The 23,513-nt window shown below is 72.6% G+C and carries 16 protein-coding genes; 8 read left to right on the forward strand and 8 right to left on the reverse strand.

Features of this window, described 5'->3' with window-relative positions; translation table 11 throughout:
- The first annotated feature begins 21 nt into the window (after positions 1-21).
- Together AC069X_RS01380 and AC069X_RS01385 are read left to right on the forward strand one after the other, a co-directional pair.
- Positions 22-2,451: a galactose oxidase-like domain-containing protein gene (locus AC069X_RS01380; protein ID WP_478723852.1), complete on the forward strand. Its 2,430-nt coding sequence runs from the start codon at positions 22-24 to the stop codon at positions 2,449-2,451.
- A gap of 131 nt (positions 2,452-2,582) precedes the next feature.
- The gene (locus AC069X_RS01385) at positions 2,583-3,983 is read left to right on the forward strand and encodes a virginiamycin B lyase family protein (RefSeq protein WP_478723854.1); all 1,401 of its coding nucleotides are present in this window, start codon (positions 2,583-2,585) and stop codon (positions 3,981-3,983) included.
- A gap of 73 nt (positions 3,984-4,056) precedes the next feature.
- Here the strand turns inward: AC069X_RS01385 and trhA are convergent, their stop codons facing one another.
- Positions 4,057-4,758: a PAQR family membrane homeostasis protein TrhA gene (gene trhA / locus AC069X_RS01390; RefSeq protein WP_478723856.1), complete on the reverse strand. Its 702-nt coding sequence runs from the start codon at positions 4,756-4,758 to the stop codon at positions 4,057-4,059.
- A gap of 220 nt (positions 4,759-4,978) precedes the next feature.
- Between trhA and AC069X_RS01395 the strand changes: the two genes are divergently transcribed.
- Complete coding sequence (locus AC069X_RS01395) at positions 4,979-6,823, forward strand: phosphoenolpyruvate carboxykinase (GTP) (protein WP_478723858.1); 1,845 nt, start codon at positions 4,979-4,981, stop codon at positions 6,821-6,823.
- 181 nt (positions 6,824-7,004) lie between these two features.
- Here the strand turns inward: AC069X_RS01395 and AC069X_RS01400 are convergent, their stop codons facing one another.
- From AC069X_RS01400 to AC069X_RS01430, 7 genes are all read right to left on the reverse strand, one after another.
- Entirely contained in the window at positions 7,005-7,610 is a 606-nt protein-coding gene (locus AC069X_RS01400) for a hypothetical protein (protein WP_478723860.1), read from the reverse strand.
- Positions 7,597-9,195: a substrate-binding and vWA domain-containing protein gene (locus AC069X_RS01405; protein ID WP_478724341.1), complete on the reverse strand. Its 1,599-nt coding sequence runs from the start codon at positions 9,193-9,195 to the stop codon at positions 7,597-7,599. The genes AC069X_RS01400 and AC069X_RS01405 overlap by 14 nt, the downstream gene beginning before the upstream one ends.
- An 86-nt stretch (positions 9,196-9,281) precedes the next feature.
- Positions 9,282-10,469 (reverse strand): toxic anion resistance protein, encoded by a 1,188-nt coding sequence (locus AC069X_RS01410; RefSeq protein WP_478723862.1) that lies wholly within the window; start codon positions 10,467-10,469, stop codon positions 9,282-9,284.
- Positions 10,466-11,569: a hypothetical protein gene (locus tag AC069X_RS01415; RefSeq protein ID WP_478723864.1), complete on the reverse strand. Its 1,104-nt coding sequence runs from the start codon at positions 11,567-11,569 to the stop codon at positions 10,466-10,468. The genes AC069X_RS01410 and AC069X_RS01415 overlap by 4 nt, the downstream gene beginning before the upstream one ends.
- A gap of 692 nt (positions 11,570-12,261) precedes the next feature.
- Positions 12,262-12,675: an SCO4983 family protein gene (locus tag AC069X_RS01420; protein ID WP_478723866.1), complete on the reverse strand. Its 414-nt coding sequence runs from the start codon at positions 12,673-12,675 to the stop codon at positions 12,262-12,264.
- A 184-nt stretch (positions 12,676-12,859) separates the two neighbouring features.
- Positions 12,860-14,071, reverse strand: a complete 1,212-nt coding sequence (locus AC069X_RS01425) for a pyridoxal phosphate-dependent aminotransferase (protein ID WP_478723868.1) — start codon at positions 14,069-14,071, stop codon at positions 12,860-12,862.
- A 332-nt stretch (positions 14,072-14,403) separates the two neighbouring features.
- On the reverse strand, positions 14,404-17,160 hold the full coding sequence (locus tag AC069X_RS01430; RefSeq protein ID WP_478723870.1) for a helix-turn-helix transcriptional regulator: 2,757 nt from the start codon (positions 17,158-17,160) through the stop codon (positions 14,404-14,406).
- Positions 17,161-17,730: 570 nt separating this feature from the next.
- Between AC069X_RS01430 and AC069X_RS01435 the strand changes: the two genes are divergently transcribed.
- From AC069X_RS01435 to AC069X_RS01455, 5 genes are all read left to right on the forward strand, one after another.
- Positions 17,731-18,570 carry a 2-amino-3,7-dideoxy-D-threo-hept-6-ulosonate synthase gene (locus AC069X_RS01435; protein WP_478723872.1) on the forward strand — a complete coding sequence of 280 codons (840 nt, stop codon included), beginning with the start codon at positions 17,731-17,733 and terminating at the stop codon, positions 18,568-18,570.
- Positions 18,571-18,768: 198 nt separating this feature from the next.
- A complete protein-coding gene (locus AC069X_RS01440) occupies positions 18,769-19,872 on the forward strand; it encodes a 3-dehydroquinate synthase II family protein (protein ID WP_478723874.1) in 1,104 nt (367 codons plus the stop codon).
- A gap of 5 nt (positions 19,873-19,877) precedes the next feature.
- The gene (locus AC069X_RS01445; protein WP_478723876.1) at positions 19,878-20,654 is read left to right on the forward strand and encodes an amidohydrolase family protein; all 777 of its coding nucleotides are present in this window, start codon (positions 19,878-19,880) and stop codon (positions 20,652-20,654) included.
- Between the two features lie 7 nt (positions 20,655-20,661).
- Positions 20,662-21,855 (forward strand): FAD-dependent monooxygenase, encoded by a 1,194-nt coding sequence (locus AC069X_RS01450; protein WP_478723878.1) that lies wholly within the window; start codon positions 20,662-20,664, stop codon positions 21,853-21,855.
- Positions 21,852-23,513, forward strand: coding sequence for a class I adenylate-forming enzyme family protein (locus AC069X_RS01455; RefSeq protein ID WP_478723880.1), 1,662 nt, complete (start codon positions 21,852-21,854; stop codon positions 23,511-23,513). The genes AC069X_RS01450 and AC069X_RS01455 overlap by 4 nt, the downstream gene beginning before the upstream one ends.

A 23,513-nucleotide genomic window follows, 5' to 3' on the forward strand; every position in this document is an offset into this window, starting at 1 on the left:
GCCGCACCGAAAGGACCGAGTATGCGTAGGAAGATCCGACGGGGGGCGGGGCGCCGGGCCGCTCTGCTCGCCGTCGGCGCGATGACCGCCAGCCTCCTCCTGACCGCACCCCAGCAGGCCACGGCCGGACCGCCGAACCTGCTCAGCAACCCCGGCTTCGAGACCGCCGGAGCGGCCGGCTCCGACATGCCCGCCTGCTGGTCCAAATCGGGCTGGGGCGACAACGACTTCACCTTCGCCACCGTCGCCGACGCGCACAGCGGCACCAAGGCCATGAAGGTCTCGCTCACCCGCCGCGTCAGCGGCGACCGCAAGGCCCTGGTCACCGAGAACGCCGCCTGCGCCCCGACCGTCGTGCCCGGCAGGCAGTACGACCTGTCGGCCTGGTACAAGTCGGACACCCCGGACGTGTCGGTGACCGTGTTCCGCCACGACACCACCGCCGGCTGGCAGTACTGGACCGACCTGCAGAACCCGCCGGTCAGTGCCGCGTGGGCGCGCACGGAGGTCCGTACGCCCGCCGTCCCGCCCAACACCGACAAGATCGCGTGGGGGCTGTCCGTCTACGGCGTGGGCACCCTCACCAGTGACGACTACGCGCTGGAGGAGGTCGGCGCGGTCCCGCCGCAGCCCACCTGCACGGGCACCGCCGAGCAGTGCGCGAAGGGCAAGTGGGAGGTGATGGCGACCCAGAACCCGGTGCGGTCGATGCACGCCGTCGTCCTCAAGAACGGCAAGGTGCTGCTGATCGCCGGATCGGGCAACGACATCTCCCAGTTCAACGCGGGGACCTTCACCTCCGCCGTGTACGACCCGGTGGCGGGCACCGCCAAGACGATCCCGACGCCGGTGGACATGTTCTGCTCGGGGCACGTGCAGCTGGCCGACGGCCGGGTGCTGGTGATGAGCGGCAACAAGGGCTACCCGTCCGCCGACGGCAAGATCGGCTACCAGGGGCTGAAGGACTCGTACATCTTCGACCCGGTGACCGAGACGTACACGAAGACGAACGACATGAACGGCGGGCACTGGTACCCGTCCGCGACCATCCTCGGCAACGGTGACGTGATCTCCTTCGGCGGGCTGAAGGAGGACTCGACGGGCAACGTGACCGCGGAGAAGTTCTCGGCGGCGCAGAACAAGTGGCTGCCGATGAACGAGGTCAACCAGACCTGGTCGTACTGGGGCCTGTACCCGTCGATGATCCTCATGCAGGACGGCCGGCTCTTCTACTCCGGCAGCCACACCTTCGGCAACGGCACCCCGGGCACCGGCGCGTCCATCTACGACTACGACGCCAACACCATCACCGACGTGCCCGGCCTGCGCAACAAGGACGAGCGCGACGAGTCGGCGAGCGTGCTGCTGCCGCCCGCCCAGGACCAGCGGGTCCTGACCATCGGCGGCGGCAACAACGAGCGCAACCCGGCCGCGAACCGGCTCACCGACATCATCGACCTGAAGAAGCCGAGCCCCGCCTACACCGCGGGCCCCGACCTCCCGCAGGGCCTGGTCGACCAGGGCCAGGGCAAGCGTCCGCAGACCGGCGCCGAGGGCAAGATGTTCGTGTCCGCGGTGCTGCTGCCGGACGGCAAGGTGCTGGAGACCGGCGGCGGTCTGCACGACCGCGCCGACCCGGTCTTCGAGGCCTCGTTCTTCGACCCGGCGACCAACACCTACCAGGCGGGCCTGGCCACCGACCCGATCCCGCGCACCTACCACTCCGGCTCGTTCCTGCTGCCCGACGGGCGGGTCATGTCGGTCGGGGACAACCCGGGCAACGGAACCTACAACCACGCGGTGTCGGTCTACACGCCGCCCTACCTGTTCAAGGGGCCGCGCCCGAAGCTCACCTCGGTGATCGACACGGAGTGGGTGTACGGGGACACGCAGCGGATCACCGTGGACCGGCCGATCGCCAAGGCGGAACTGATCCGCCCGGCGGCGGTGACCCACTCCTCGGACCCCAACCAGCGGTTCGTGGACCTGCCGATGACGGTGGTCAACAACACCACCATCGACCTCAACGTCACCAGCAACCCCAACCTGGCGCCGCCCGGCTGGTACATGCTGTTCGGGGTCGACGCGAACGGCGTCCCGTCGGTCGCTACCTGGGTCCACCTGGGCGGGGCCCCCGCGCTGGCGGCGGCGAAGGCGGACGGGCAGCAGCTTCCCTCCCCGCACGAGCACTCCTTCGCCGACAAGCTCGCCGCGCCCAAGGCCAACCCGCAGAAGCGGGACTCGGCTCCGGTCGCGCCGACGGTGGCCGGCTGCGACCGGCACTACGGGACGGCGAGCGTGTGCGTACCGGCCGCCTTCCCGGCGGAGGTGAAGAAGACGACCAAGGCCCGCTGCGAGTGGCTGGCCGCCCACCAGTTCCCGAAGCGGATGAAGGTCAACGGCAGCGACCCGCTGCGGCTGGACGCGGACGGGGACGGATACACCTGCTGAGCATCTGAGGAAGTGCTCCAAGAGCACCCGTTTGACGGCCCGTCGTCCCGTGGGGGAGGCGGGCCGTCCTCCTACGCTGAGCGCTGGGTTCTTCCGGCCCGTCCCGTTCTGGTCGAAAGGTTCCGCGACCCATGCCCGAGACCGTGCAGCCCGCCCCGGTACCGTCCCGCGCGCACCGCCCCCGCCGCCGGACGGGGAGGGGGCGCCTGGCCGTACTGGCGGCCTGCGGTCTGCTCAGCCTGCCCGCCCTCTCCGGGCACGCGCAGGCCGCGGTGGGGGACATCAGGGAGTTCACGCCCCCCACGGCGGGCAGCGGTCCGGTCGGCATCACCGCGGGGCCCGACGGCAACGTGTGGTTCACGGAGAACGCTACCGACCGGATCGGACGGATCACCCCGCACGGGAAGATCGAGGAGTTCCGGCTGCGCACGGCCGGCGGCTTCCCCGACGACATCACCTCCGCCGCCGACGGCAACCTGTGGTTCACGGCGCCCTCCGGCAAGCGGATCGGGCGGATCACGACCTCCGGCCGGATCACCGAGTTCCCGCTGACGCAGGCCGACGCCTACCCGGTGGGCATCACCGGGGGGCCGGACGGCAACGTGTGGTTCGCCGACGCGGGGGCCGCCCGCGTCGGGCGGATCACCCCGGCCGGGAAGGTCACCGCGTTCCCGCTGCCCGCCACCGAGAGCGCCCCGTACCGGATCACGAACGGACCGGACGGGAACCTGTGGTTCACCGAGCCCGCCACCAACCGGATCGGGAAGATCACCCCGTCCGGCAAGGTCACCGGGTACCCGCTGCCGAACGCGGAGGGCGCCCCCTTCAACATCGCCGCCGGACCGGACGGGAACCTCTGGTTCACCGATCCGAACTCCAACGCCATCGGCCGGATCACCCGGCACGGCCAGGTCAGGATGTTCCCGCTGCGCACCGGCAACAGCGGTCCGGTCGGCATCGCGGCGGGCCCGGACGGGAACCTCTGGTTCGGCGAGTCCAACGTCAACCGGATCGGTCGGATCACCCCGGGCGGCCAGGTCACCGAGTTCCCGGTGCCCACCCCCGACGTGGACAACACGCCGTTCCACATCACCGCCGGCCCCGACGGGAACATGTGGTTCACGGAGCTGCTCGGCAACCGGATCGGGCGGGTGTCGGTCGGGGGCCGGGCCGCCGACGTGTCCGTCCGGCTGGCCGCGCCGGCCAAGGCCCGCGCGGGCGACGCGTACACCTACACCGTGACGGTGACCAACCACGGCCGCTCCGCCGCCGCCCGCACGGTCGTGCGGCTGGCCAAGCCGCGCGGCGCGTACACGGTGTCCGCCACTCCGCACGCCAAGCGCCCCAGTGCGAACGAGCTGACCTGGGACGTGGGGCAGCTCGGCGCCGGGCAGAAGAAGACCTTCCGCGTCACGGTGCGGCCGAAGGACAAGGGCGCGGTCGAGGCGGCGGCGAAGGTCTCCTCCGCCACCTTCGACCCGGCGACCGGGAACAACGCGGTGACCGTACGGACGGCCGTCGGCCGCCGCTGACGCGGGGCGCGCCGGGGGCGTACGGGCGGCGTACGGGCGGCGCGCGCGGGGCGGCGTACGGCTGCGCGTACGGCTACGCGTGCTGGTACGCCGCCAGTGAGATGCCGACGTAGTGGGCCACGAACGCCGCGAGCGTCAGGGAGTGGAAGACCTCGTGGAAGCCGAAGAACCGGGGGGAGGGGTTGGGACGCTTCATCCCGTAGATGACCCCGCCGACGCTGTAGAGCAGACCGCCGACGATCACCAGGACCAGGACGGCGATGCCGCCGGTCCGCAGGAAGTCGGGCAGGAAGAAGACCGCCGCCCAGCCCATCGCGATGTAGCAGGGGGTGTAGAGCCAGCGCGGGGCGCCGACCCAGAAGACCCGGAAGGCGATGCCGGCCGCGGCCGCGATCCACACGGCCCACAGCAGCGCCCGGCCGGTGGAGTCGGGCAGCAGCAGGACGGTCAGCGGGGTGTAGGTGCCCGCGATGATCAGGAAGATGTTGGCGTGGTCGAGCCGCCGCAGGACGGCCTCGCCGCGCGGCCCCCACGTGCCGCGGTGGTAGACGGCGCTGACGCCGAAGAGCAGGCACGCGGTGAGGACGTACACCCCGCAGGCGACGCGGGCCTTCGTCGAGTCGGTGAAGGCCATCAGCACCAGGCCGGCGACCACCACGGCGGGGAACATTCCGGTGTGCAGCCAGCCGCGCATCAGCGGCTTGGCCTCCGGACCTGCCGTGACGACCGGTGCGACCGGTACGGCGCTCGGCACGGCGGCGGCGTCTGAAGTCATGGTCCACATGCTACCTACGGGTCCGTAGGTTTCCGTTAGTGCTCTTTACGGAAGATTGACGGACGTGGCGATGCTCACGTGAGAGGCCCCCTGGACATATGCGCACATCCACCGGATGATCAGATGAGTGCGGTCGGCACCGGATGAGCGGAGCGCGAAGCGTCCGGGTCGCAGCCCCCACGGGGCATACACCAAACAAACCCCTCAACAAGGAGCAATCGTGGCGCGCGACAACGCGGCTCCCACTTCCGTCCCGACGACCCACCGGGAGCTCGTCTCCTGGGTGGAGGAGATCGCAGCCCTGACCCAGCCGGACCGCATCGTCTGGTGCGACGGCTCCGAGGCCGAGTACGAGCGCCTGTGCGAGGAGCTCGTCGCCAAGGGCACGTTCAAGAAGCTCGACGAGACCAAGCGCCCGAACTCCTACTACGCCGCCTCCGACCCCTCCGACGTCGCGCGCGTCGAGGACCGCACCTTCATCTGCTCCGAGAAGGAGGAGGACGCCGGCCCGACCAACCACTGGAAGGCCCCGGCGGAGATGAGGGAGATCTTCGCGGGCGAGCAGGGCGTCTTCCGCGGCTCCATGAAGGGCCGGACGATGTACGTCGTCCCCTTCTGCATGGGCCCCCTCGGCTCCGACCTCTCCGCGATCGGCGTCGAGATCACCGACTCCGCCTACGTCGCGGTCGCCATGCGCACCATGACCCGCATGGGCAAGGCCGTCCTCGACGAGCTCGGCAGCGACGGCTTCTTCGTCAAGGCCGTCCACACCCTCGGCGCTCCGCTCGCCGAGGGCCAGGACGACGTGCCGTGGCCCTGCAACACCACCAAGTACATCTCGCACTTCCCCGAGTCCCGCGAGATCTGGTCCTTCGGCTCCGGCTACGGCGGCAACGCCCTGCTCGGCAAGAAGTGCTACGCGCTGCGCATCGCCTCCGTCATGGCGCGTGACGAGGGCTGGCTCGCCGAGCACATGCTGATCCTCAAGCTCACCCCGCCGGCCGGCGAGGGCGAGGCCGAGGCCACCCCGAAGTACATTGCCGCCGCCTTCCCATCCGCCTGCGGCAAGACCAACCTCGCCATGCTGGAGCCGACCATCCCCGGCTGGACGGTCGAGACCATCGGCGACGACATCGCCTGGATGCGCTTCGGCGAGGACGGCCGCCTCTACGCGATCAACCCCGAGGCCGGCTTCTTCGGCGTCGCCCCCGGCACCGGCGAGCACACCAACGCCAACGCCATGAAGACCATGTACGCCAACACCGTCTTCACCAACGTCGCGCTCACCCCCGACGGCGGCGACGTCTGGTGGGAGGGCATGACCGAAGAGGCGCCCGCGCACCTCATCGACTGGAAGGGCAACGCCTGGACGCCGGAGTCCGAGACCCCGGCCGCCCACCCCAACGCCCGCTTCGCCGTCCCGGCCGCCCAGTGCCCGACGATCGCCCCCGAGTGGGAGGACCCCAAGGGCGTCCCGGTCTCCGCGATCCTCTTCGGCGGCCGACGCGCCTCCGCCGTGCCGCTGGTCACCGAGTCCTTCGACTGGAACCACGGCGTCTTCATCGGCTCGAACATCGCCTCCGAGAAGACCGCCGCCGCCGAGGGCAAGGTCGGCGAACTGCGCCGCGACCCCTTCGCGATGCTGCCCTTCTGCGGCTACAACATGGGCGACTACATGGCCCACTGGGTCAAGGTCGCAGCCGACAAGGACCAGACCAAGCTCCCGAAGATCTACTACGTGAACTGGTTCCGCAAGAACGACGCGGGCAAGTTCGTCTGGCCCGGCTTCGGCGAGAACAGCCGCGTCCTGAAGTGGATCGTCGGCCGCCTCGACGGCACCGCCGAGGGCGTCGAGACCCCCATCGGCATCCTGCCGACCAAGGCCGCGCTCGACCTCGACGGCCTCGACATCTCCGACGAGGACCTCGACTTCCTCCTCACCGTCGACAAGGAGGTCTGGCGCGAGGAGGCCGCCCTGGTCCCCGAGCACCTGAACACCTACGGCGACCACACCCCGAAGGAGCTGTGGGACCAGTACCACGAGCTGGTCAAGCGCCTCGGCTGATCACTCCGGCCGGCCGTTCTCCGGCCGGCCGCCCCGCCCTGACACGACAGGGCACACGAACGTGGGAGTCCCCGACCAAGGTGCTCCCACCGCTGTGGGAATCCCCGACCAAGGCTTTCCCATCGCAGCACACGCCTGACTGGCCGACGGGCCGGCGCCACTGTCCCGGTCGCCGCCCGCCTCAGGAGCGTCCGCGCTCCTCCAGATAGGCCGTGTGCGTCTGCTGACGGCGGGCCTCCCTGTCCTGGAGGTCCGCCGTCAGGCGTTCCGCCTCCTCCGACAGCACCGACAGCTGCCGCTCCAGGTGCCGCTCAGGGGACTCCCCGCCCGGCGTCAGCCGGGTCCACCAACGCGTCCGGTTGTACGTGTCCACGCACTCCGGCACGTCCAGCCGGACCGCCCGCGCCAGCGCGTGCACCGCCTCCGGCTCCGCCGCCAGCACCTGCGCCACCCAGCCCGGATCCAGCAGGGCCGCGTACAGGTCCAGCAGCTCGCTCAGCTTCCCCTCCGCCGCCGGCGGCAGCTCCACCTCCGCCACGTACTCGCGCAGCCGGCCCAGGTCCTCCCGTACGAGGTCCAGCTGCTCGGCCGGGCCCGGGAAGAGCGGCGGCGGCGTCCGGTCCGGCGGGGCGATCAGCGCGCCCGCCCCGTACAGCCCCGCGATCACCACCGGCCAGTACGTGCCCGCCACCCCGGCCAGGGTCAGGCCCAGCCCCAGGAGCCCGCAGGCACTGCCCGACAGGTTCTTCTTCGACTCCAGGTACGCGAGCGCTCTACTGGTAGCCACGGATCTCCTCGAAGGCCCCGTCCAGGGAGCCGTTCCCCTCGGTCGCGTCGAAGAGCCGGCCACCGGTCAGCTCCGTGATGTGCGTCAGCTCCTTGCGGTCCGAATCCCCGAACAGCACCGCGAAGACCGGCGTGCGCTTCTGCGCCTGCGGCAGCCCGGCGTAGAAGGAGTCGAAGTCCTTCACCTTGTCCCCGCTCTGCCCGTCCGTCATCAGCACGATCGAGGTGAACGCGTCGGCGTTGCCCTGCCCCAGGTGCTGGTACGCGGCCTTCAGGCTGGCGTAGACGGCCGTACCCCCCTGCGGGCGCAGCGACTTCACGTCACCGCGGATCGCGTCCAGGGCGGGCCCCGGATTGCCCGGCTCGACGACGTGCGTGAGCACCTCCTTCACCTTGTCGCCGAACGGCAGCAGCGTCACCTCCTCGCGGTCCCGGAACCGCTGCCCCGTACCCGAAGTGCCCGTGCCCGTCAGGTCGGTGAGCGCCGCACGCAGCCGGCCGATCCGGTCCCCCTCCTCCATCGAGCCCGAGGTGTCCAGCACGTACACCGTCCGCGAGGGCCGGCGCAGCTCGTTCTCGTACGAGGCCAGCAGCCCGTCCGCCACCGACCGGGCGCCCGGGAAGGGCAGTTCGCGCCGCACCGAGGTGTCCAGCCCGCCCGCCGGGGCCACCCCGGCCGCCACCGGCCGCCGGAACGTCTTCTCCGTGATCGCCTTCTGCGCGGCGTCGCCCCGCAGGTACTCCGTCAGCAGCCGGCCCGACTCCCGCGCCCCGGCCGGGGACGAGGTGAGCAGCGTCAGCGGGTAGTGCGCGGTGACCACCCCGTCCTTCGGGCGGATCACCTTCAGCGGGGATTTGGCCCGGTCGTTCATCGACAGCAGCACCGACTCGTAGTTGACGAGCGCGTCCACGTCGTCCCGCTTGGCGTACGCCGTCACCAGCCAGCCCGAGGAGCCGGAGGTCAGCTTCTGCCCCTTGAAGAACTCCTTCAGCCGGGGCCGGGCCTTCTGCACGTCCGCGTCGGTCAGCGCCGACTGCGCGCCGGAGAGGCCGGAGGCCACCGAGACGAGCGTGGAGAAGCCGGAGTTGGAGCGCACCGGGTCCGTCATCCCGTACGTCAGCTTCCCGGCCGCCACGGCCTCCTCGACCGCCGACCAGGTCACCTCCTCCGGCTTCCAGCCGAGGCGGGCCAGCGCCTCCGGCTTCACGCCGATGGCGACCGGTGAGGACATCACCGGGGTCTCGTTGGCCAGCTTGGCGGCGGCCTCGGGGCGCAGCCGCAGGTAGTCGTTGGAGGACAGCCAGATCGCGTCGTACGTGCCGTCCGCCTTGCCGGAGGCGACCTGTTCGGCCGCGTCCAGCGTCCCCGACCAGGTGAAGTCGACGGAGACCCCGGTGGCGGCCTTGGCGTCCTTGAGGATCTGCGCCATGTCGGTGAGCTCGCTGGAGGCCAGCACGCGGAGCCGGCCCTCCTTGTACTCCTGCGGCTTGCCGCCGTTGCCGCCGTTGCCGCCGGAAGCGGTGGTGGGGGCGGGGTCGTCCGAGGTGCAGGCCGTGGCGCCCAGCAGGGTCGCGGCCAGCACCACCGCCGCCGCGAGGCGCCTGTGTACGCGCGCCGTGTACGGCCCCGGCCTCGTGCTCGTCCTCGTCCTCGTCCTCGTGGTGCGCGCCTTCATCGGTCGCCGCCTTCCAGGGCGCTCGCGGTGCGGGTGCGGGCCAGGTGGGCCGAGGCCGCCTGGAGCTCGCCCGTCAGGGACTCCACCGTCGCCGCCATGTTCTCGGTGGCCTGGATCTTGAAGGTGTCGATCGCGTCGAGGGTCTTGTAGATCTGCGCGAAGGCCGTCCGGAGCGTCTCCGCCCCGACCGCCGGGTCCGCGGCGATCCGCTGGATGTCCCCGGTCTGCGTGGCGAGCATCTCCGCGTTGCCCCGGATCAGCTCCTCGGTGGTGCCCTTCAGGGCGTTGACCTGCTCGACGACCTTGCGCTGGCTGTCCAGGGCCGAGGCCAGCATCACCGCGATGCGCAGCGCCGAGACGGTGGTCGTCGCGGCCCGGTCGACGCCCTTGATGAGCTCCTCGTTGTTGCGCCGGACCACGTCCATCGCCAGGTAGCCCTGCGCGCACACGGCCAGCTGCGTGAGCAGGTCCTGGTGCTTCTGGCGTACGGGGAACAGCACGTCGGAGCGGAGGGCGTCCGCCTGGGCGGGGTCGGTGCGGTCGGCTTCGGCGATCCGCTGCCCGACGGCCGCGTCCAGGGCCTCGGTGAGCACCGCGTACTCCTGGAGCTTGCCCATCGTCTCCCAGAGCCGGGCCCGCTCGGTGTGCAGGGCCGCGTTGTCGCGGCGCAGCTCGTCCTGTCCGCCGCGCAGCGCGCCGACGATCCGGTTCAAGGTGGCCTGGGAGGAGGCGTACTTGGCGACGTGGTCGCGGAACCGGTTGCCGCCCGGGAGCTTCGCCAGCAGCTTGCGGGCCCCCTTGGCGGGGGCGTCCCGCGGGTCGAGGTCCTCGACGGTGCGGCGGAGCTCGACGAGCGAGCCCGCGACGCGGGCCTGGGCGTCGCCGCCGCCGTCCGTGCCGAGGGAGCGCACGGCGCGCTCCAGCATCCGGTTGGACTGGTGGGCGGCGGTGCGCATGTCGGCGGAGCCGAGCGCGGTGATGTCGCCCAGGCGGGTCGCGAACTCCGGGGAGCGGACGTCGATGCCGGCGAGCTGGCCGACGTACTCCCGGGCCCGGCGGGCCATCTCCTCCTGGACCCCGTCCTGGAGCGGTACGAGGCCGGAGGCCTGCTCGCGCTGCACGGCGGGTACGGGCTCGGGCGCGGTCAGCACGAGCGGGCCGTCCTCGGGCGGTGTCGGTGTCACGGCGTGCCCCCCTGTCCCTTGGCGCGGTTCGCCAGCGCCGCCAGGACCTTCACGGTCGGTGCGCTGACCTGGCGGATCCCGGTCAGCTCCGGGTTGAGGTACCCGGCGTACCGGGCGGTGGACGCCGAGAACTCGGCGGTGCCCTCCTGCGGGCGGAAGCCGTGCCGCAGGGCCAGCTCGCGCAGCTTCTTGTCGGTGGCGAGGAGCGTCCCGAGGTCGTTGGCCTTCTCGCCGAGCGGCACGAAGGTGTGCGGGGAGTTGACGGTGGTGTCCGGGTACAGCACGACCATGCTCGCGGCCTCTCCGGTGGCTTCCTTCTGCAGGAGCAGCGCGGCGACCTGGGCCTCGTAGGCCAGGACCAGCGGTTCGCCGCTGCCGCTGACGAAGGAGCGGAACGGGCCGTCGGTGCTCGGCTCCAGGGAGCCCTGGACGGAGATCAGCTTGCGGAGGAGGGGCGCGGTGCGTTCGACGCCGGCGTCGTCGGAGACGACCGTCTTGTTGTTGGCGACGTTGGAGGCGGCCCCGATGAAGAGGGCGCCGGAGTTGGAGGTGGTGGGGTCGGAGGTCTTGATGAAGACCGTCCCGGTCAGCTCGGTGTGCGAGGCCGAGCCGGGGAGCTGCTGCCAGGTGCGGTCCTCGGCGGACGCCTTGAGGAAGGGCTCCATCAGCAGGGTGCCGGTGTTCTTGCCGTTCATCTTGACGAGGCCGTTGTCGGCGAGGACCTTCGCCGCGTTGGCGCGGGCGATGACGACGAGGGGGGAGAAGAAGGGCTTCGCGCTCTGCGCGCCCTTCACCCCCGCCTTGGCGGCGATCTCGTCGGCGGGCTCGCTGCTGCTGGGGAAGGCGAAGTCGTACTCCTTGAGGGCCAGCTGGTCCATGGCCCAGGAGCCCGAGGTCTCCGTCTTCACGGTGTAGCCCTTGGCTGCAAGGGCCTTGACGACGTCGGGGTCGCGGAAGAACTCGGACTTCTCCGACCCGATGACGCCACGCACGGTCTTCGTTGCCGTGCCCTCCGGTGTTCCGGTCCCCCCGAGGACGATGACGGCGATCACGCCGCCTACCAGGAGGACCGCCAGAGCGATTCCAAGGATGCGTCTCACGGGTGCAGCCTGCTCACGGAAACCCACATTCCGCGCGGCGTTGGGTGAACGCCGGGTGTCCAGACGGTCCCGCTTCGAAATGCTGTCCGGGTCGGCCGGTGCTGGTGGGCGGGGACGGGCGGCGGGAGGATCGGGGAATGGGCGTGAGCGCGTTGAGGTGGCAGGGGTGGGTGGTGGGCATGGTCGGCCTGTCGGCCCTCCTGGTGTTCGCCCCGCTGGGGCTGTACGTGTGGGCCGGCGGCTCTCCGGCCCCGGCGGCGACACCGCCGGACGTACGGATCACCGAGTGCCGGATCGACCCGCCGAGCCGGCGCGCGGTGGCGGTGGTGGAGGCCCGCGGCGAGGGCTCGTACGTCGCCACGGTCGAGTTCCGCGACGGACCGCCCGCGCTGCCGGACGCCCGGGAGGCCCGCGCCCTGGTCCCCCTCCCGGCCCTGGCCGCCGACACCCCGCCGGCCCGCGCGGAGGCGGTCGGCCCGGTGTGGGCGGCGGGGGCCCGGGTGTGGTGCGGGGTGGCGGGGGTGGCGGCGGGGGTGGTCGCGGGGGCTACCGCCCCCGGCCACCCACCCGTGGGGGCAGAGAGGGCAGCCCGAGGCGCGCCGAAACGCGACGGCGCGGTGGGCCTGAGCCCGCCGCGCCGTCGTGAGCCGTGGCGCCCGGTCCGGAGCCTGCGCGGTCCCGGACCGGGGCCGTCAGTGGGCGCCGGCCCGGTCGGGGGCTTCGAGGGCGGCGGTGTGGGCGTCCATGCGCTGGGCGGCGAGGATCGCGGCGGCGGTGTCGGCGCGGGACGCGGCGACGAGCAGGGCGCGGGCCGCGAGGTCGCGGGCGCGGCGGTGCAGGGTGCGGGTGTCGGCGCCGTCGGCCAGGGCCGGGTAGGCGACGCGGACGGGGTGGGAGCCGCGCAGTCGGGTGACCTGGGCGGCGATGCGTACGGCGCCGTCGTCGTCGAGGCCGAGCTCGTCGGTGACGGCGAGCAGCGCGGCGAGGTGTCCGGCGAGCTGGATGTCGAGGGCTTCGCCCCGGCTGCTGTGCGGGTACGCGGTGGGGTCGGTCCGGTTGCCGTCCACTCGGTGGACGACCGACTTGGGACGGCTCGGTTCGTACATGAGGAGGCCTCCTGCGTGGTCAGGAGGCCATCCTACATTGGAACCGGTCTAAGGTTGAGTTGAATCTTGGCAGAGCCCGACTGGAGCACTGGAGTGCTTCCCGCTGGAGTCCTGGAGCGGCACCGGGCGTGCAGGGCGTGCAGGGCGTGCAGGGTGCGCAGGCACCGCGCAGGCCGTGCGCCCCCTACGGCTGCCCGTACCCGTCCAGGAAGCGCCCGATCCGGGTCACGGCGTCCGCGAGGTCCTTGGCGTTGGGCAGGGTCACGATGCGGAAGTGGTCGGGCTCGGGCCAGTTGAAGCCCGTACCGTGCACGACCATGATCTTCTCGGCCCGCAGCAGGTCGAGGACCATCTGCCGGTCGTCCTTGACCTTGTAGACCGCCGGGTCCAGCTTCGGGAACAGGTACAGCGCGCCCTTGGGCTTCACGCACGTGATGCCCGGGATCTGCGTCAGCAGGTCGTACGCCGTGTCGCGCTGCTCCAGCAGCCGCCCGCCCGGCAGCACCAGGTCCACGATCGACTGCCGCCCGCCCAGCGCGGTGGCCACCGCGTGCTGCGAGGGCATGTTCGCGCACAGGCGCATGTTGGCCAGGATCGTCAGGCCCTCGATGTACGAGGAGGCGTGCTTCTTCGGCCCGCAGACCGCCAGCCAGCCCGCCCGGTACCCGGCGACGCGGTAGTTCTTGGACAGGCCGTTGAACGTGAGCGTCAGCAGGTCCGGCGCGATCGCGGCGGTGTTCGTGTGCGTGGCGCCGTCGTAGAGGATCCGGTCGTAGATCTCGTCGGAGCAGACCACCAGGTTGTGCCGGCGGGCGATGTCCGTCAGCCCGCGCAGCATCTCGTCGTCGTAGACGGCGCCGGTCGGGTTGTTCGGGTTGATGATCACGATCGCGCGCGTGCGGTCGGTGACCTTGCGCTCGATGTCCGCGAGGTCGGGCATCCAGTCGGACTGCTCGTCGCAGCGGTAGTGCACGGCGGTGCCGCCGGCCAGCGAGACGGACGCGGTCCACAGCGGGTAGTCCGGGGCGGGGACCAGAACCTCGTCGCCGTCGTCCAGCAGCGCCTGCATCGACATCTGGATCAGCTCGGAGACGCCGTTGCCGAGGTAGATGTCCTCGACGTCCAGGTGGATGCCCTTGGTCTGGTAGTGCTGCATGACCGCGCGCCGCGCCGACAGCAGGCCCTTCGCGTCCCCGTAGCCGTGGGCGTTGCCCAGGTTGCGGAGCATGTCCTCGAGGATCTCCGGCGGGCACTCGAAGCCGAAGGCCGCGGGGTTGCCGGTGTTCAGCTTGAGGATGCGATGACCTGCCGCTTCGAGCCGCATCGCCTCTTCGAGGACGGGTCCGCGGATCTCGTAGCAGACATTGGCGAGTTTCGTTGACTGGATCACCTGCATGACGGGAGCTTACGGGCCCCGCCGCGCGCCCGCTCGGCCGTTCCGGTGGAATTCAGCCGAGCGATATGTCCCACTTCGCGCGATGAAAGGACTCCGGCCCTGTCCACCCTTTGAAACGGCGGCCCCGCCCCCTTCCGGCCTGCGGAATGGGTGAAGCCGCCCACCCCCCGCGGACCCGGGTGTTGCGCTCGTCACCCCGGGGGCGGGCCGTGCCCCTCGGCTCAGGCGCCTCGGCCCGTGCCCCTCGGCTCAGGCCGCTCGGCCCGTGCCCCTCGGCTCAGGCCCCCCGGCCCGTGCCCCTCGGCCCCCCTCCCCCCGGGGTGACGGGCGGGTCACCGTCCGACGGCCAGGAAGGCCCGGGCCAGTTCCACGCGGCTGTTCACCCCGTACTTCGCGAAGGCGTGCCGCAGGTGCGTGTCCACGGTGTGCGGGGACAGGAACAGCCGGTCGGCCACCGCCCGGTTCGTCAGCCCCTCCACCACCAGCCGTACGACCCTCAGCTCGGACGGCGTCAGCTCCACGCCCTGCTCCCCGCCCGCGCCGAAGGCCCCCGCAGCCCCCGCCGCACGCGCCGCCGCCGGAGCCGGTACCAGGCCCCCGAGCCGGTCGCGGACCCGGGCGATCTCCCGCCGGGCCCCCATCTCCGTGTACGCGGCCAGCGTCTCCTCCAGCAGAGGCACCCCCCGCGCCCCCGCCGCCACGGCGGCGTCCTCCAGCGCAGAGGCCGCGGACAGCCGCCGCGGGCTGTCGCGCATGGCGTCGGCGGCCTTCAGCAGCAGGTCGGCGTCCCCCTCCAGCAGTCCCGCGGCCTGGTCGGCGAAGGCCGCGAGGGAGCCGGTGCCCGGGTTGGCGGCGGCGAGCCGCCGGGCCGCGCGCACCGCCGTACGGGCGTCCTCGGGCGCTCCGGCGGCCAGTGCGATCCGTACCAGCTGCACCGCCGCGCAGGGCTCCTCCGACAGGAACAGGAGGGAGTCGTCGAGGGAGGACACCACCCCGGCGGCGGTCCGCAGGGCCTCCCGCGGACGGCCGTCGGCCTCCAGCTGGAGCGCGGAGATCCAGTCGACGAAGTGGGGGATCGCCCCGAGCGAGGCCATCGCCTGCCCGCGGGACTCGCGGATCAGCTCGGCCGCCTCCCGGCGCTCGTCCCGCAGCAGCGCGATCCGCGCGAGCATGGCCAGCAGGTGCGGGGCGACGGCCCGCGCGGACAGCTGGTCGGCCACCCGGGCGCCCGCCTCGGCCTCGGCCTGGGCGTCCTCCAGGAAGCCGCCCATGAGCTTGAGCGCGGCCCGGTTGAGCGACCACAGCGGGTGCGACCAGGCGCTGCCGATCCGCTCGGCCTCGCGCCGCCCCAGCTCGTTGACGGCGTCGGCCTCACCGAACCGGTCGGCCGACACCAGCGCCCGGGCCAGCCACAGGCGGGGGTGGCGCCGGCGGGCCTCGGCGCTGCCCGTCTCGGCGAGCTGTACGGCCTCGCCCGCCAGGGTCAGCGCATGGCTGATGTCCCCCCGGCCGCGCGCGGTCACGCTGCGCGCCACCGTCGCGAAGACCACCGCGGAGGCCGCGCCCGAAGCCCGTCCGGCCTGCTGCGCGGCGAGCGCGGACCGTTCGGCGGCCGCGATGCCGGGGAAGGACAGCAGGGCGTGGGCCTGTACGGCGTACAGCTCGGCCCGGACCGCCCCGAGCGCCGTCGGCGCGGCGAGGGCCCGGCCCACGTAGTCCAGTACGAGCCGGTCGTGCCCGGCGTGCTTGAGGGCCTCGGCGAGGGCCAGCAGCATCGCCGTCTCCTCCCCGGGGGCGAGCCCGCTCTCCAGCGCCCGCTCGCCCAGCTCCCGCGCCTGGTCGAGCCGTCCGGCGTTGGCCAGCAGCTGCACCGCCTCGGTGAGCAGTCCCGGCCGGTCGGGGGCGTCCTCCTCGACGAGGTCGAGGAGCTGGAGCATGAGGTCGGCGGCGATCCCGGAGGACTGCGCGGCGGCCTCGCGCACGGCGAGGTGCAGCGTGTCGATGGCCTCGCGGTTGCCGCGCTGCCCGCCGCGCGCCAGGTGCTGGGAGATCTCGGCGGCGGGCCGGCCGGTGGCGCGCAGCACCCCGGCGGCCTCCTGGTGCAGGGCGTGCCGGACGGGTCCGGGCAGCGTGCCGTAGACCGTCTCGCGGATCAGGTCGTGGCGGAAGCGCAGTTCGGAGCCGGTGCCGATGAGCATGCCCACGGCGACGGCCTCGCTGACGGCGCTGTTCAGCTCGGCGCCGGCCAGGTGCAGCAGCCCGCCGGCCTCGGCGACGCTGAAGGGGCGGGCCAGTACGGAGCCGACCTCCAGCACCCGCCGGGCCGGTTCGGAGAGCCCGGTGAGCCAGCCGCGCGGTACGGCGGCGCAGGGCTGTCCGGTGTCGGGCCGCGAGAGCAGGTCGACCAGCAGGAACGGGTTGCCGTCGCTGCGTTCGGCGTGCGCCAGCAGCTGTGCGGAGGGCGCGCTGCCCAGGGTGCGGGTGCACAGCTCGGCCACCTCGTCCCCGGACAGCGGTGCCAGGGTGAGGCGTTGGGCCCCGTCGGCGACGAGGCGTTCGGCGAGGTCGTGCACGGGGCTGGCGCCGCGCGCCGGGCGCAGGGCCAGCAGCCACAGGACCTCGTCGGCGTGCAGGGTCGGCAGCAGGATGCGCAGGGCCTGCGCGGTGAGTTCGTCGGCCCAGTGCATGTCGTCGAGGACGACGGCCAGGGGGCGGCGGCGGGCCGCCTCCTCGATGGCTTCGGCGATGCGGTGGACCAGCCAGAACCGCCCGGACTCGGTGAACCCGCCGCCCGCGAGGGAGCTGAGGGTCTCGCGGTCCAGGACCGGTTCGGGGCCGGCGCTGAGGGCGCCGAGCAGGCTGGCCATCGGCACGACGTGGTCGAGTTCGGTGGCCTGGCCGTGGGCGACCGCGATGCCGTGGCGGGCGGCCTGGCGCTCGCTCTCGGCGAGGAGCCGGCTCTTGCCGAGGCCGGCGTACCCCTCGATGACGACGCACCCGCCCGTGCCGTTCCGGACCTTGAGCAGGGCCCGGTGCAGCGTGCTGAGTTCGTTGCTCCGGCCTACGAGTGGACTCTCGTGCTCGGACACTGTGTGTTATTCCCTCCCCCGTCGGGCACGTGCCCGACTCAACGGCCCGTCGCGCTGTGGGCCTCCACAGATCTGGGCTGTCCCCGCGGCCGATGGACCGCGGGCAGCCAGACGCTAACCCGAACCGGCGAGTAGGTCCCGGTGCCCGGACGGAGACAAGACGGACACGGCGGCCCTGGTAAAGCCGGGCACCAGGTCTCCTTCAGGTCCCGCTCCAGAGGCCGTGACGGGGTGTGAGGAGGACGGGCTCCCGCAGGCTCGGAGCGTCCGCTTCCGTACGTGGGGGAACTGTGCTCCACCCGTGTGGAAGCCCCCTCCCGCACGTCCCGGAGGCGCCCGCGCACCGCCCCGAAGGGCACCTTCCCGCACGCCTCGGAGACGCCCTCGCGCCGCGCCCCCCGGAACTCGCCCTCCCGTACGCGGGCGTGTCCCCCTCCCGTACGCGGGAGGGGGCCTCACGTACGCCATCACGTTCCGGATCCCGTGTTCGCGTGATGAGCCGTCACCCCTTCCCTTGGCAAGGTGTGGATCAGCCGGCAGCCACGCAGCCGCCTAACGGGAGGAGTCACGATGACGCTGCACCACGCATACGGTCGAGAGGCCCGGCTCAACAGGCTCTATCACGAGGGCAGCCGCCGGCTGTTCGTCGTCCCGCTGGACCACTCGGTCAGCGACGGCCCGCTCCAGGTGCCCGGCGGTCTGAACCGGCTCGCCGGCCAGCTCTCCGGCTCCGGCGTGGACGCCATCGTCCTCCACAAGGGCAGTGTCCGCTCGGTGGACCCCCGCCACTTCGCCGGCACCTCGCTGATCGTCCACCTCAGCGCCAGCACCCGGCACGCTCCCGACCCGGACGCCAAGTACCTGGTGGCGAGCGTGGAGGAGGCCCTGCGGTTCGGGGCCGACGCGGTCAGCGTGCACGTCAACGTGGGCGCGGACGACGAGCGGGGACAGATCAAGGACCTGGCCACGGTGGCCGAGTCCTGCGACCGCTGGAACGTCCCGCTGATGGCGATGATGTATCCGCGCGGTCCGCGGGTCACCAACCCCTTCGACCCCGAGCTGGTGGCGCACGCCATCACCCTCGCCGCCGACCTGGGCGCGGACATCGTGAAGACCGTCTACGTCGGCAACCCGTCGGAGATGGCCGACGTGGTCAACGGCGCCCAGGTACCGGTGATCGTGGCGGGCGGACCCCGCCTCGACACCCCGGAACTGGTGGCCGGCTACGTCAACGAGGCGCTCAAGGGCGGCGCCGCCGGTGTGGCCATGGGCCGCAACGTCTTCCAGGCCGCCGACCCGGCCGCCCTCGCCCGCCGGCTCGCCGATCTCATCCACGCCGACGCCGGCCCCGAGGCCGCCCTGGGCCTGCCGGCGGCACCCCCGGTCGTCCGCAGGCCCGCCCGCGTCTGACCCCTGCCGGGCTTCGAGCGGTCTCCGAGGGGGGTCCGTCCGTCGCCCCGGCGGGTCCCGAGCGCGCGCCGAGCGCGCCCGCACCCGTCCGCGTACCACCCGCGCACCCGCTCACCCGCCTGCCCGCGCGGCACGTCGCGTACGCCGTCCCGTACTCATGCATGTCCCCATACACGTACATCCACGAGGAGTCACTGAATGAAGCTCAGCTGGGTTGACATCCGCACCGTCGGTTCCGCCAAGGACGCGGTGGTCCAGGAGGCCCTCCACGCCCGCGTCGACGGCATACTCTCCGACGACGCCGCCGACTTCGAAGGGCTGCCGCCGACCGTCAAGAAGGTCCTCTTCCCGCAGGGCAAGGCGCTGCCGGAGGGCTTCGGCTCCGCCGACGTCGTCATCGTGGACCCCGCCAAGCACGGCGAGCCGGCCGAGCTGGCGCTGCGCCACCCCGAGGTCGAGTTCGGCCGCTTCGTCGAGATCATCGACGCGGACACGCTGGAGGACGCCTGCCAGTCCGGCCGCACCGAGAAGTGGAGCCTGCTCCTCTTCCGCGACCCGACCAAGATCCCGCTGGAGATCGTGATCGCCGCGGCCGCGCGCGCCGAGGGCTCCCTGATCACCGTCGCCCAGGACGTCGAGGAAGCCGAGATCATCTTCGGTGTCCTGGAGCTCGGCTCCGACGGCGTGCTCATGGCCCCGGCCAAGGTCGGCGACGCCACCGCCCTGAAGGCCGCCGCCGAGGCCGGCGTGCCGAACCTGGAGCTCACCGAGCTGACCGTCACCGCCACCGCCCACGTGGGCATGGGCGAGCGCGCCTGCGTCGACACCGCCACCCACTTCGGCGAGGACGAGGGCCTGCTCATCGGCTCGCACTCCAAGGGCATGATCCTGTGCGTCAGCGAGACCCACCCGCTGCCGTACATGCCGACCCGCCCCTTCCGCGTCAACGCCGGCGGCATCCACTCGTACACCATCGGCAACAACGAGCGGACGAACTACCTCAGCGAGCTGAAGTCCGGCTCCCGGGTCACCGCCGTCGACATCCACGGCAACACCCGCCTGGTCACCGTCGGCCGCGTCAAGATCGAGACCCGCCCGCTGATCTCCATCGACGCGGTCGGCCCCGACGGACGCACCGCCAACCTGATCCTCCAGGACGACTGGCACGTGCGGGTCCTCGGCCCGGGCGGTGTCGTCCTCAACTCCACCGAGCTCAAGCCCGGCGACAAGGTGCTCGGCTACCTGCCGACCGAGGACCGCCACGTCGGCTACCCGATCAACGAGTTCTGCCTGGAGAAGTGATCCCCGTGACCCCCGCGGAAACCCTCCCGCCCGTCTTCGACTTCCACGCGCGCCTCACCCCGCAGGACGGCGCGGCCCGCCGGCTCCTCGACACGATGGACGCGCACGGAATCGCCCGGGCGGCCGTCTCCGCCGGGGGCACGATCCCCCTCGACCGGCTGTCCCGGCAGCTGGTCGAGGGGGGCCACATCGAGACCGACGCCGACAACGACGCGGTACTCGCCGGCTGCCGGGCCTCCGGCGGCCGGCTGGTCCCCTTCCACTTCGCCAACCCCCACCGGGGACCCTGCGCCTACGCCGCGCGGGCCGAGGAGTTCCGCGGAGTGGAGATCTCACCGGCGGTGCACGGGGTGCCCTTCGCGGACGAACGCACCCACGCCCTCGTCAGGATCGCCGAGGAGCACCGCCACCCCGTCTACACCGTGTGCCTGCACCGCCCCGGCGCCACCGTCGCCGACCTGGTCGCGCTCGCCGCCGCGTTCCCCCGGGTGACCTTCGTACTCGGCCACTCGGGCGTCGGCGAGATCGACCTCCACGGGATCGGGCTGATCAAGGACAGCCCCAACATCCTGCTGGAGACCTCCGGCGGCTACTCGATCGTCATCCGGCTCGCCATCGAGCGGCTCGGCGCCCGCCGGCTGCTCTTCGGATCCGAGTACCCGCTCCAACATCCCACCGTCGAGCTCGCCAAGTACGCGGCACTGGGCCTGGCGAACTGGCAGCTCCAGCAGATCCTCTGGCACAACGCGGCGGACCTGCTGGGGCTGAAGGACCCCTTGTGAGTTGACTATGGAACAGCCACGGATCGCGGTCGTGGGCGCCGGCATCGGAGGTCTCGCCCTGGCCGTCGGACTCGCCCAGGCGGGCCTGGCCTGCGATGTCTACGAACAGACCCGCCACCTCCGGGAGATCGGCGCCGGGCTCCAGGTGGCCCCCAACGCCGCCCGGCTCCTGCACCGCCTCGGCATCGAGCAGGCGCTGCGCGCGGTCGCGGTACGCCCCACCGCGATCGAGCTGCGCCGCTGGGACGACAACGGCCTCATCGCCCGGACCCCGCTCGGCGACGCCTGCGAGGAGATGTACGGGGCCCCGCACTACGCGGTCCACCGGGCGGACCTGCACCGGATCCTGCTCTCCAAACTCCCCGCCGGCACCCTGCGCCTCGGCCTGCGGTGCACGGGCGTCGAGCAGCGGGACGGCGAGGCGGTCCTGAGGTTCGACGACGGCTCCACCCAGCGCGCCGACCTGGTCGTCGGCGCCGACGGGATCCACTCGGTCACCCGCGACCTGCTGGTCGTGGACCGCCCCCGCTACTCCGGGCAGGTCATGTACCGGGGGCTGATCCCGGCGGACCGGCTGCCCGGCCACACCGCCCACCCCCGGGTGCGGCTGTGGCTCGGCCCCGGCCGGCACTTCGTCAGCTACCCGGTGGCCGGCGGGAGGAAGATCAGCTTCGCGGCCACCGCCCCCCGCGACGACGTGCCCGAGGAGTCCTGGAACACCCCGGGCCGCATCGAGGACCTGCGCCGCGCCTACTGCGACGGCTGGCACCGGGACGTCACCGAGATCATCTCGGCGGCCGAGGAGGTCGGCTGCTGGGCGCTGCACGACCGGGACCCCGTCGGCAGCTGGTCACGGGGCACGGTCACCCTCCTCGGGGACGCCGCCCACCCGATGCTCCCCTTCCGGGCGCAGGGCGCCAACCAGGCCGTGGAGGACGCCGCCGCGCTGGTGGTGTGCCTCACCGAGCACGGCGGCACGGACCTGGCGGGGCGGCTGCGCCGCTACGAACGGATCCGGATGACCCGTACCGGGCGGATCCAGCAGATCTCCCGCAACAACGCCAAGACCCTCCACCTGCCGGACGGGGCAGGCCAGCGGCACAGGGATGCCGCCCTCGCGGACAGCCACCAACTGGCCGCGCAGGACTGGCTGTTCGGATACGACGCGGCGCAGGCCGCCAGAGCGGAGCCCATTCGATGAACGCCTCCACGGTGACGGCGCCCCCGGCGGCGCCCGGCGCGGCCCACGCCCCGCGCCCCACCCGCGCAGAACTCGCCCGCGACACCACGCTCGGCGGCGGCAGCCTCCTGCGGCACGCGCTCGCCGTCAGCGCCGACCCCGACGCGCCCTTCCTGCACAGCGAGCAGGCCCTGCTCGGCCCGGACGGGGTGCGCCGCCACGACTTCACCCTGACCGGCCTGGACGACCTGGCCCAGGCCTGGTCCGCCTGGTACCTCGGCCTGGGCATCGGCCCCCACGACCGGGTCGCCGTCTACCTCCGCGACAGCTTCGAGGACGTCCTGCACTTCCTGGCCCTGAGCCAGATAGGCGCCATCCCGGTCCTCGTCAACGGCAGGCTCGCCGCCGAGATCGCCGCCGGACTGTACGAACGCACGGGCGCGTCGGGCCTGTTCACCGACTCCGCCCACCTGGAGGCACTGCGCGCCGCCGGGGTCCTGGACGGGCTCACCGTCCTCGGGGTGTCCGACGAGCTCACCTCCATCGGCGCCGGCCGCCTCGCCGCCGCAGACCGCTTCCGGCACGCCCCCGGGGACCCGGTGCTGATCAGCCACTCCTCCGGCACCACCGGCATCCCCAAGGCCGTCATCTGGACCCACGAGGGCAGCGTCGCCGCACTGCGCGAACTCCTGCCGCTGCCCCAGCCCGCCGAACGGGAGGTGATGCTCTCGGCGGTGCCCCAGTCGCACCAGGCCGGAGCCAGCTTCGCCGCCGGGGCCCTGCTCTTCGGCGCCCGCCTGATCGCCCTCTCCGACCGCTCCGGCGCGCACGTCGCCGCCGCGATCACCGAGCACCGGCCGCACACGGTCGTCGCCTTCGCCCAGACCTATGCCGAACTCGCCGCCCTGGAACCCGACGACGACGTACTCGCCTCCGTGGAACGCTGGTTCAACACCGGGGACTCCGCCCACGGCCGGCACATCGCCCCGCTGGTCCGGGCCGGCGCCGTCTTCATCGACGGCCTCGGCTCCTCCGAGCTGGGCTTCGCCCAGTTCGGCCAGGTCACCACCGCCGACACCGTCCGCCACGACCGCTGCATCGGCCGCCCCCACCCCTGGGCGCGGGTGGCGGTGCTCCACGAGGACGGCACCCCGGTGGCACGCGGCGAAGCGGGCCTGCTGGGCGTCAAGAGCCCCACGCTGACCCCCGGCTACTGGAACGACCAGGACCGCTACTACCGCTCCCGGCTCGCGGGCTGGTTCGTCTCCGGGGACGTCGTGCGCGAGGGCGAGGACGGCACGTTCTTCCACCTGGACCGCGCCGTCGACGTCATCCACACCGCGCACGGGCCCGCGTACTCCCTCCTCATGGAGGAGGCCCTGCTCGGCGCCCTCCCCGGACTCGACGACTGCGCCGTGGTCGGCGTGCCCGACGGCTCCGGCGCCGAACGGCCCGTCGCCGTCCTGCGCCCCCGCGACCCGGACGCCGGCGCCGACGCGCTCCGCGCCGCCGCCGACCGGGCCCTGGCCGCCGCCGGACTGCCCGCCCTCGGCACGGCCGTCGTCGCCCGCAGCGGCGACGAGGTGCCGCTCGGGCCCTCCGGCAAGGTCCTCAAGCGCCACCTGCGCCTCCAGCTCGCCGACGCCCTGACCGCCCCCACCCCCCGGGAAACCTCATGA

The sequence above is a fragment of the Streptomyces sp. NPDC043896 genome (assembly GCF_056435605.1).

Excerpts from the sequence above, each read along its gene's own strand:
- AC069X_RS01380 (WP_478723852.1), top strand. The coding sequence starts at position 22 with ATGCGTAGGAAGATCCGACGGGGGGCGGGGCGCCGGGCCGCTCTGCTC.
- AC069X_RS01450 (WP_478723878.1), top strand. The coding sequence starts at position 20,662 with ATGGAACAGCCACGGATCGCGGTCGTGGGCGCCGGCATCGGAGGTCTC.
- AC069X_RS01455 (WP_478723880.1), top strand. The coding sequence starts at position 21,852 with ATGAACGCCTCCACGGTGACGGCGCCCCCGGCGGCGCCCGGCGCGGCC.
- AC069X_RS01385 (WP_478723854.1), top strand. The coding sequence starts at position 2,583 with ATGCCCGAGACCGTGCAGCCCGCCCCGGTACCGTCCCGCGCGCACCGC.
- AC069X_RS01425 (WP_478723868.1), bottom strand. The coding sequence starts at position 14,071 with ATGCAGGTGATCCAGTCAACGAAACTCGCCAATGTCTGCTACGAGATC.
- trhA (WP_478723856.1), bottom strand. The coding sequence starts at position 4,758 with ATGACTTCAGACGCCGCCGCCGTGCCGAGCGCCGTACCGGTCGCACCG.
- AC069X_RS01420 (WP_478723866.1), bottom strand. The coding sequence starts at position 12,675 with ATGTACGAACCGAGCCGTCCCAAGTCGGTCGTCCACCGAGTGGACGGC.
- AC069X_RS01440 (WP_478723874.1), top strand. The coding sequence starts at position 18,769 with ATGAAGCTCAGCTGGGTTGACATCCGCACCGTCGGTTCCGCCAAGGAC.
- AC069X_RS01435 (WP_478723872.1), top strand. The coding sequence starts at position 17,731 with ATGACGCTGCACCACGCATACGGTCGAGAGGCCCGGCTCAACAGGCTC.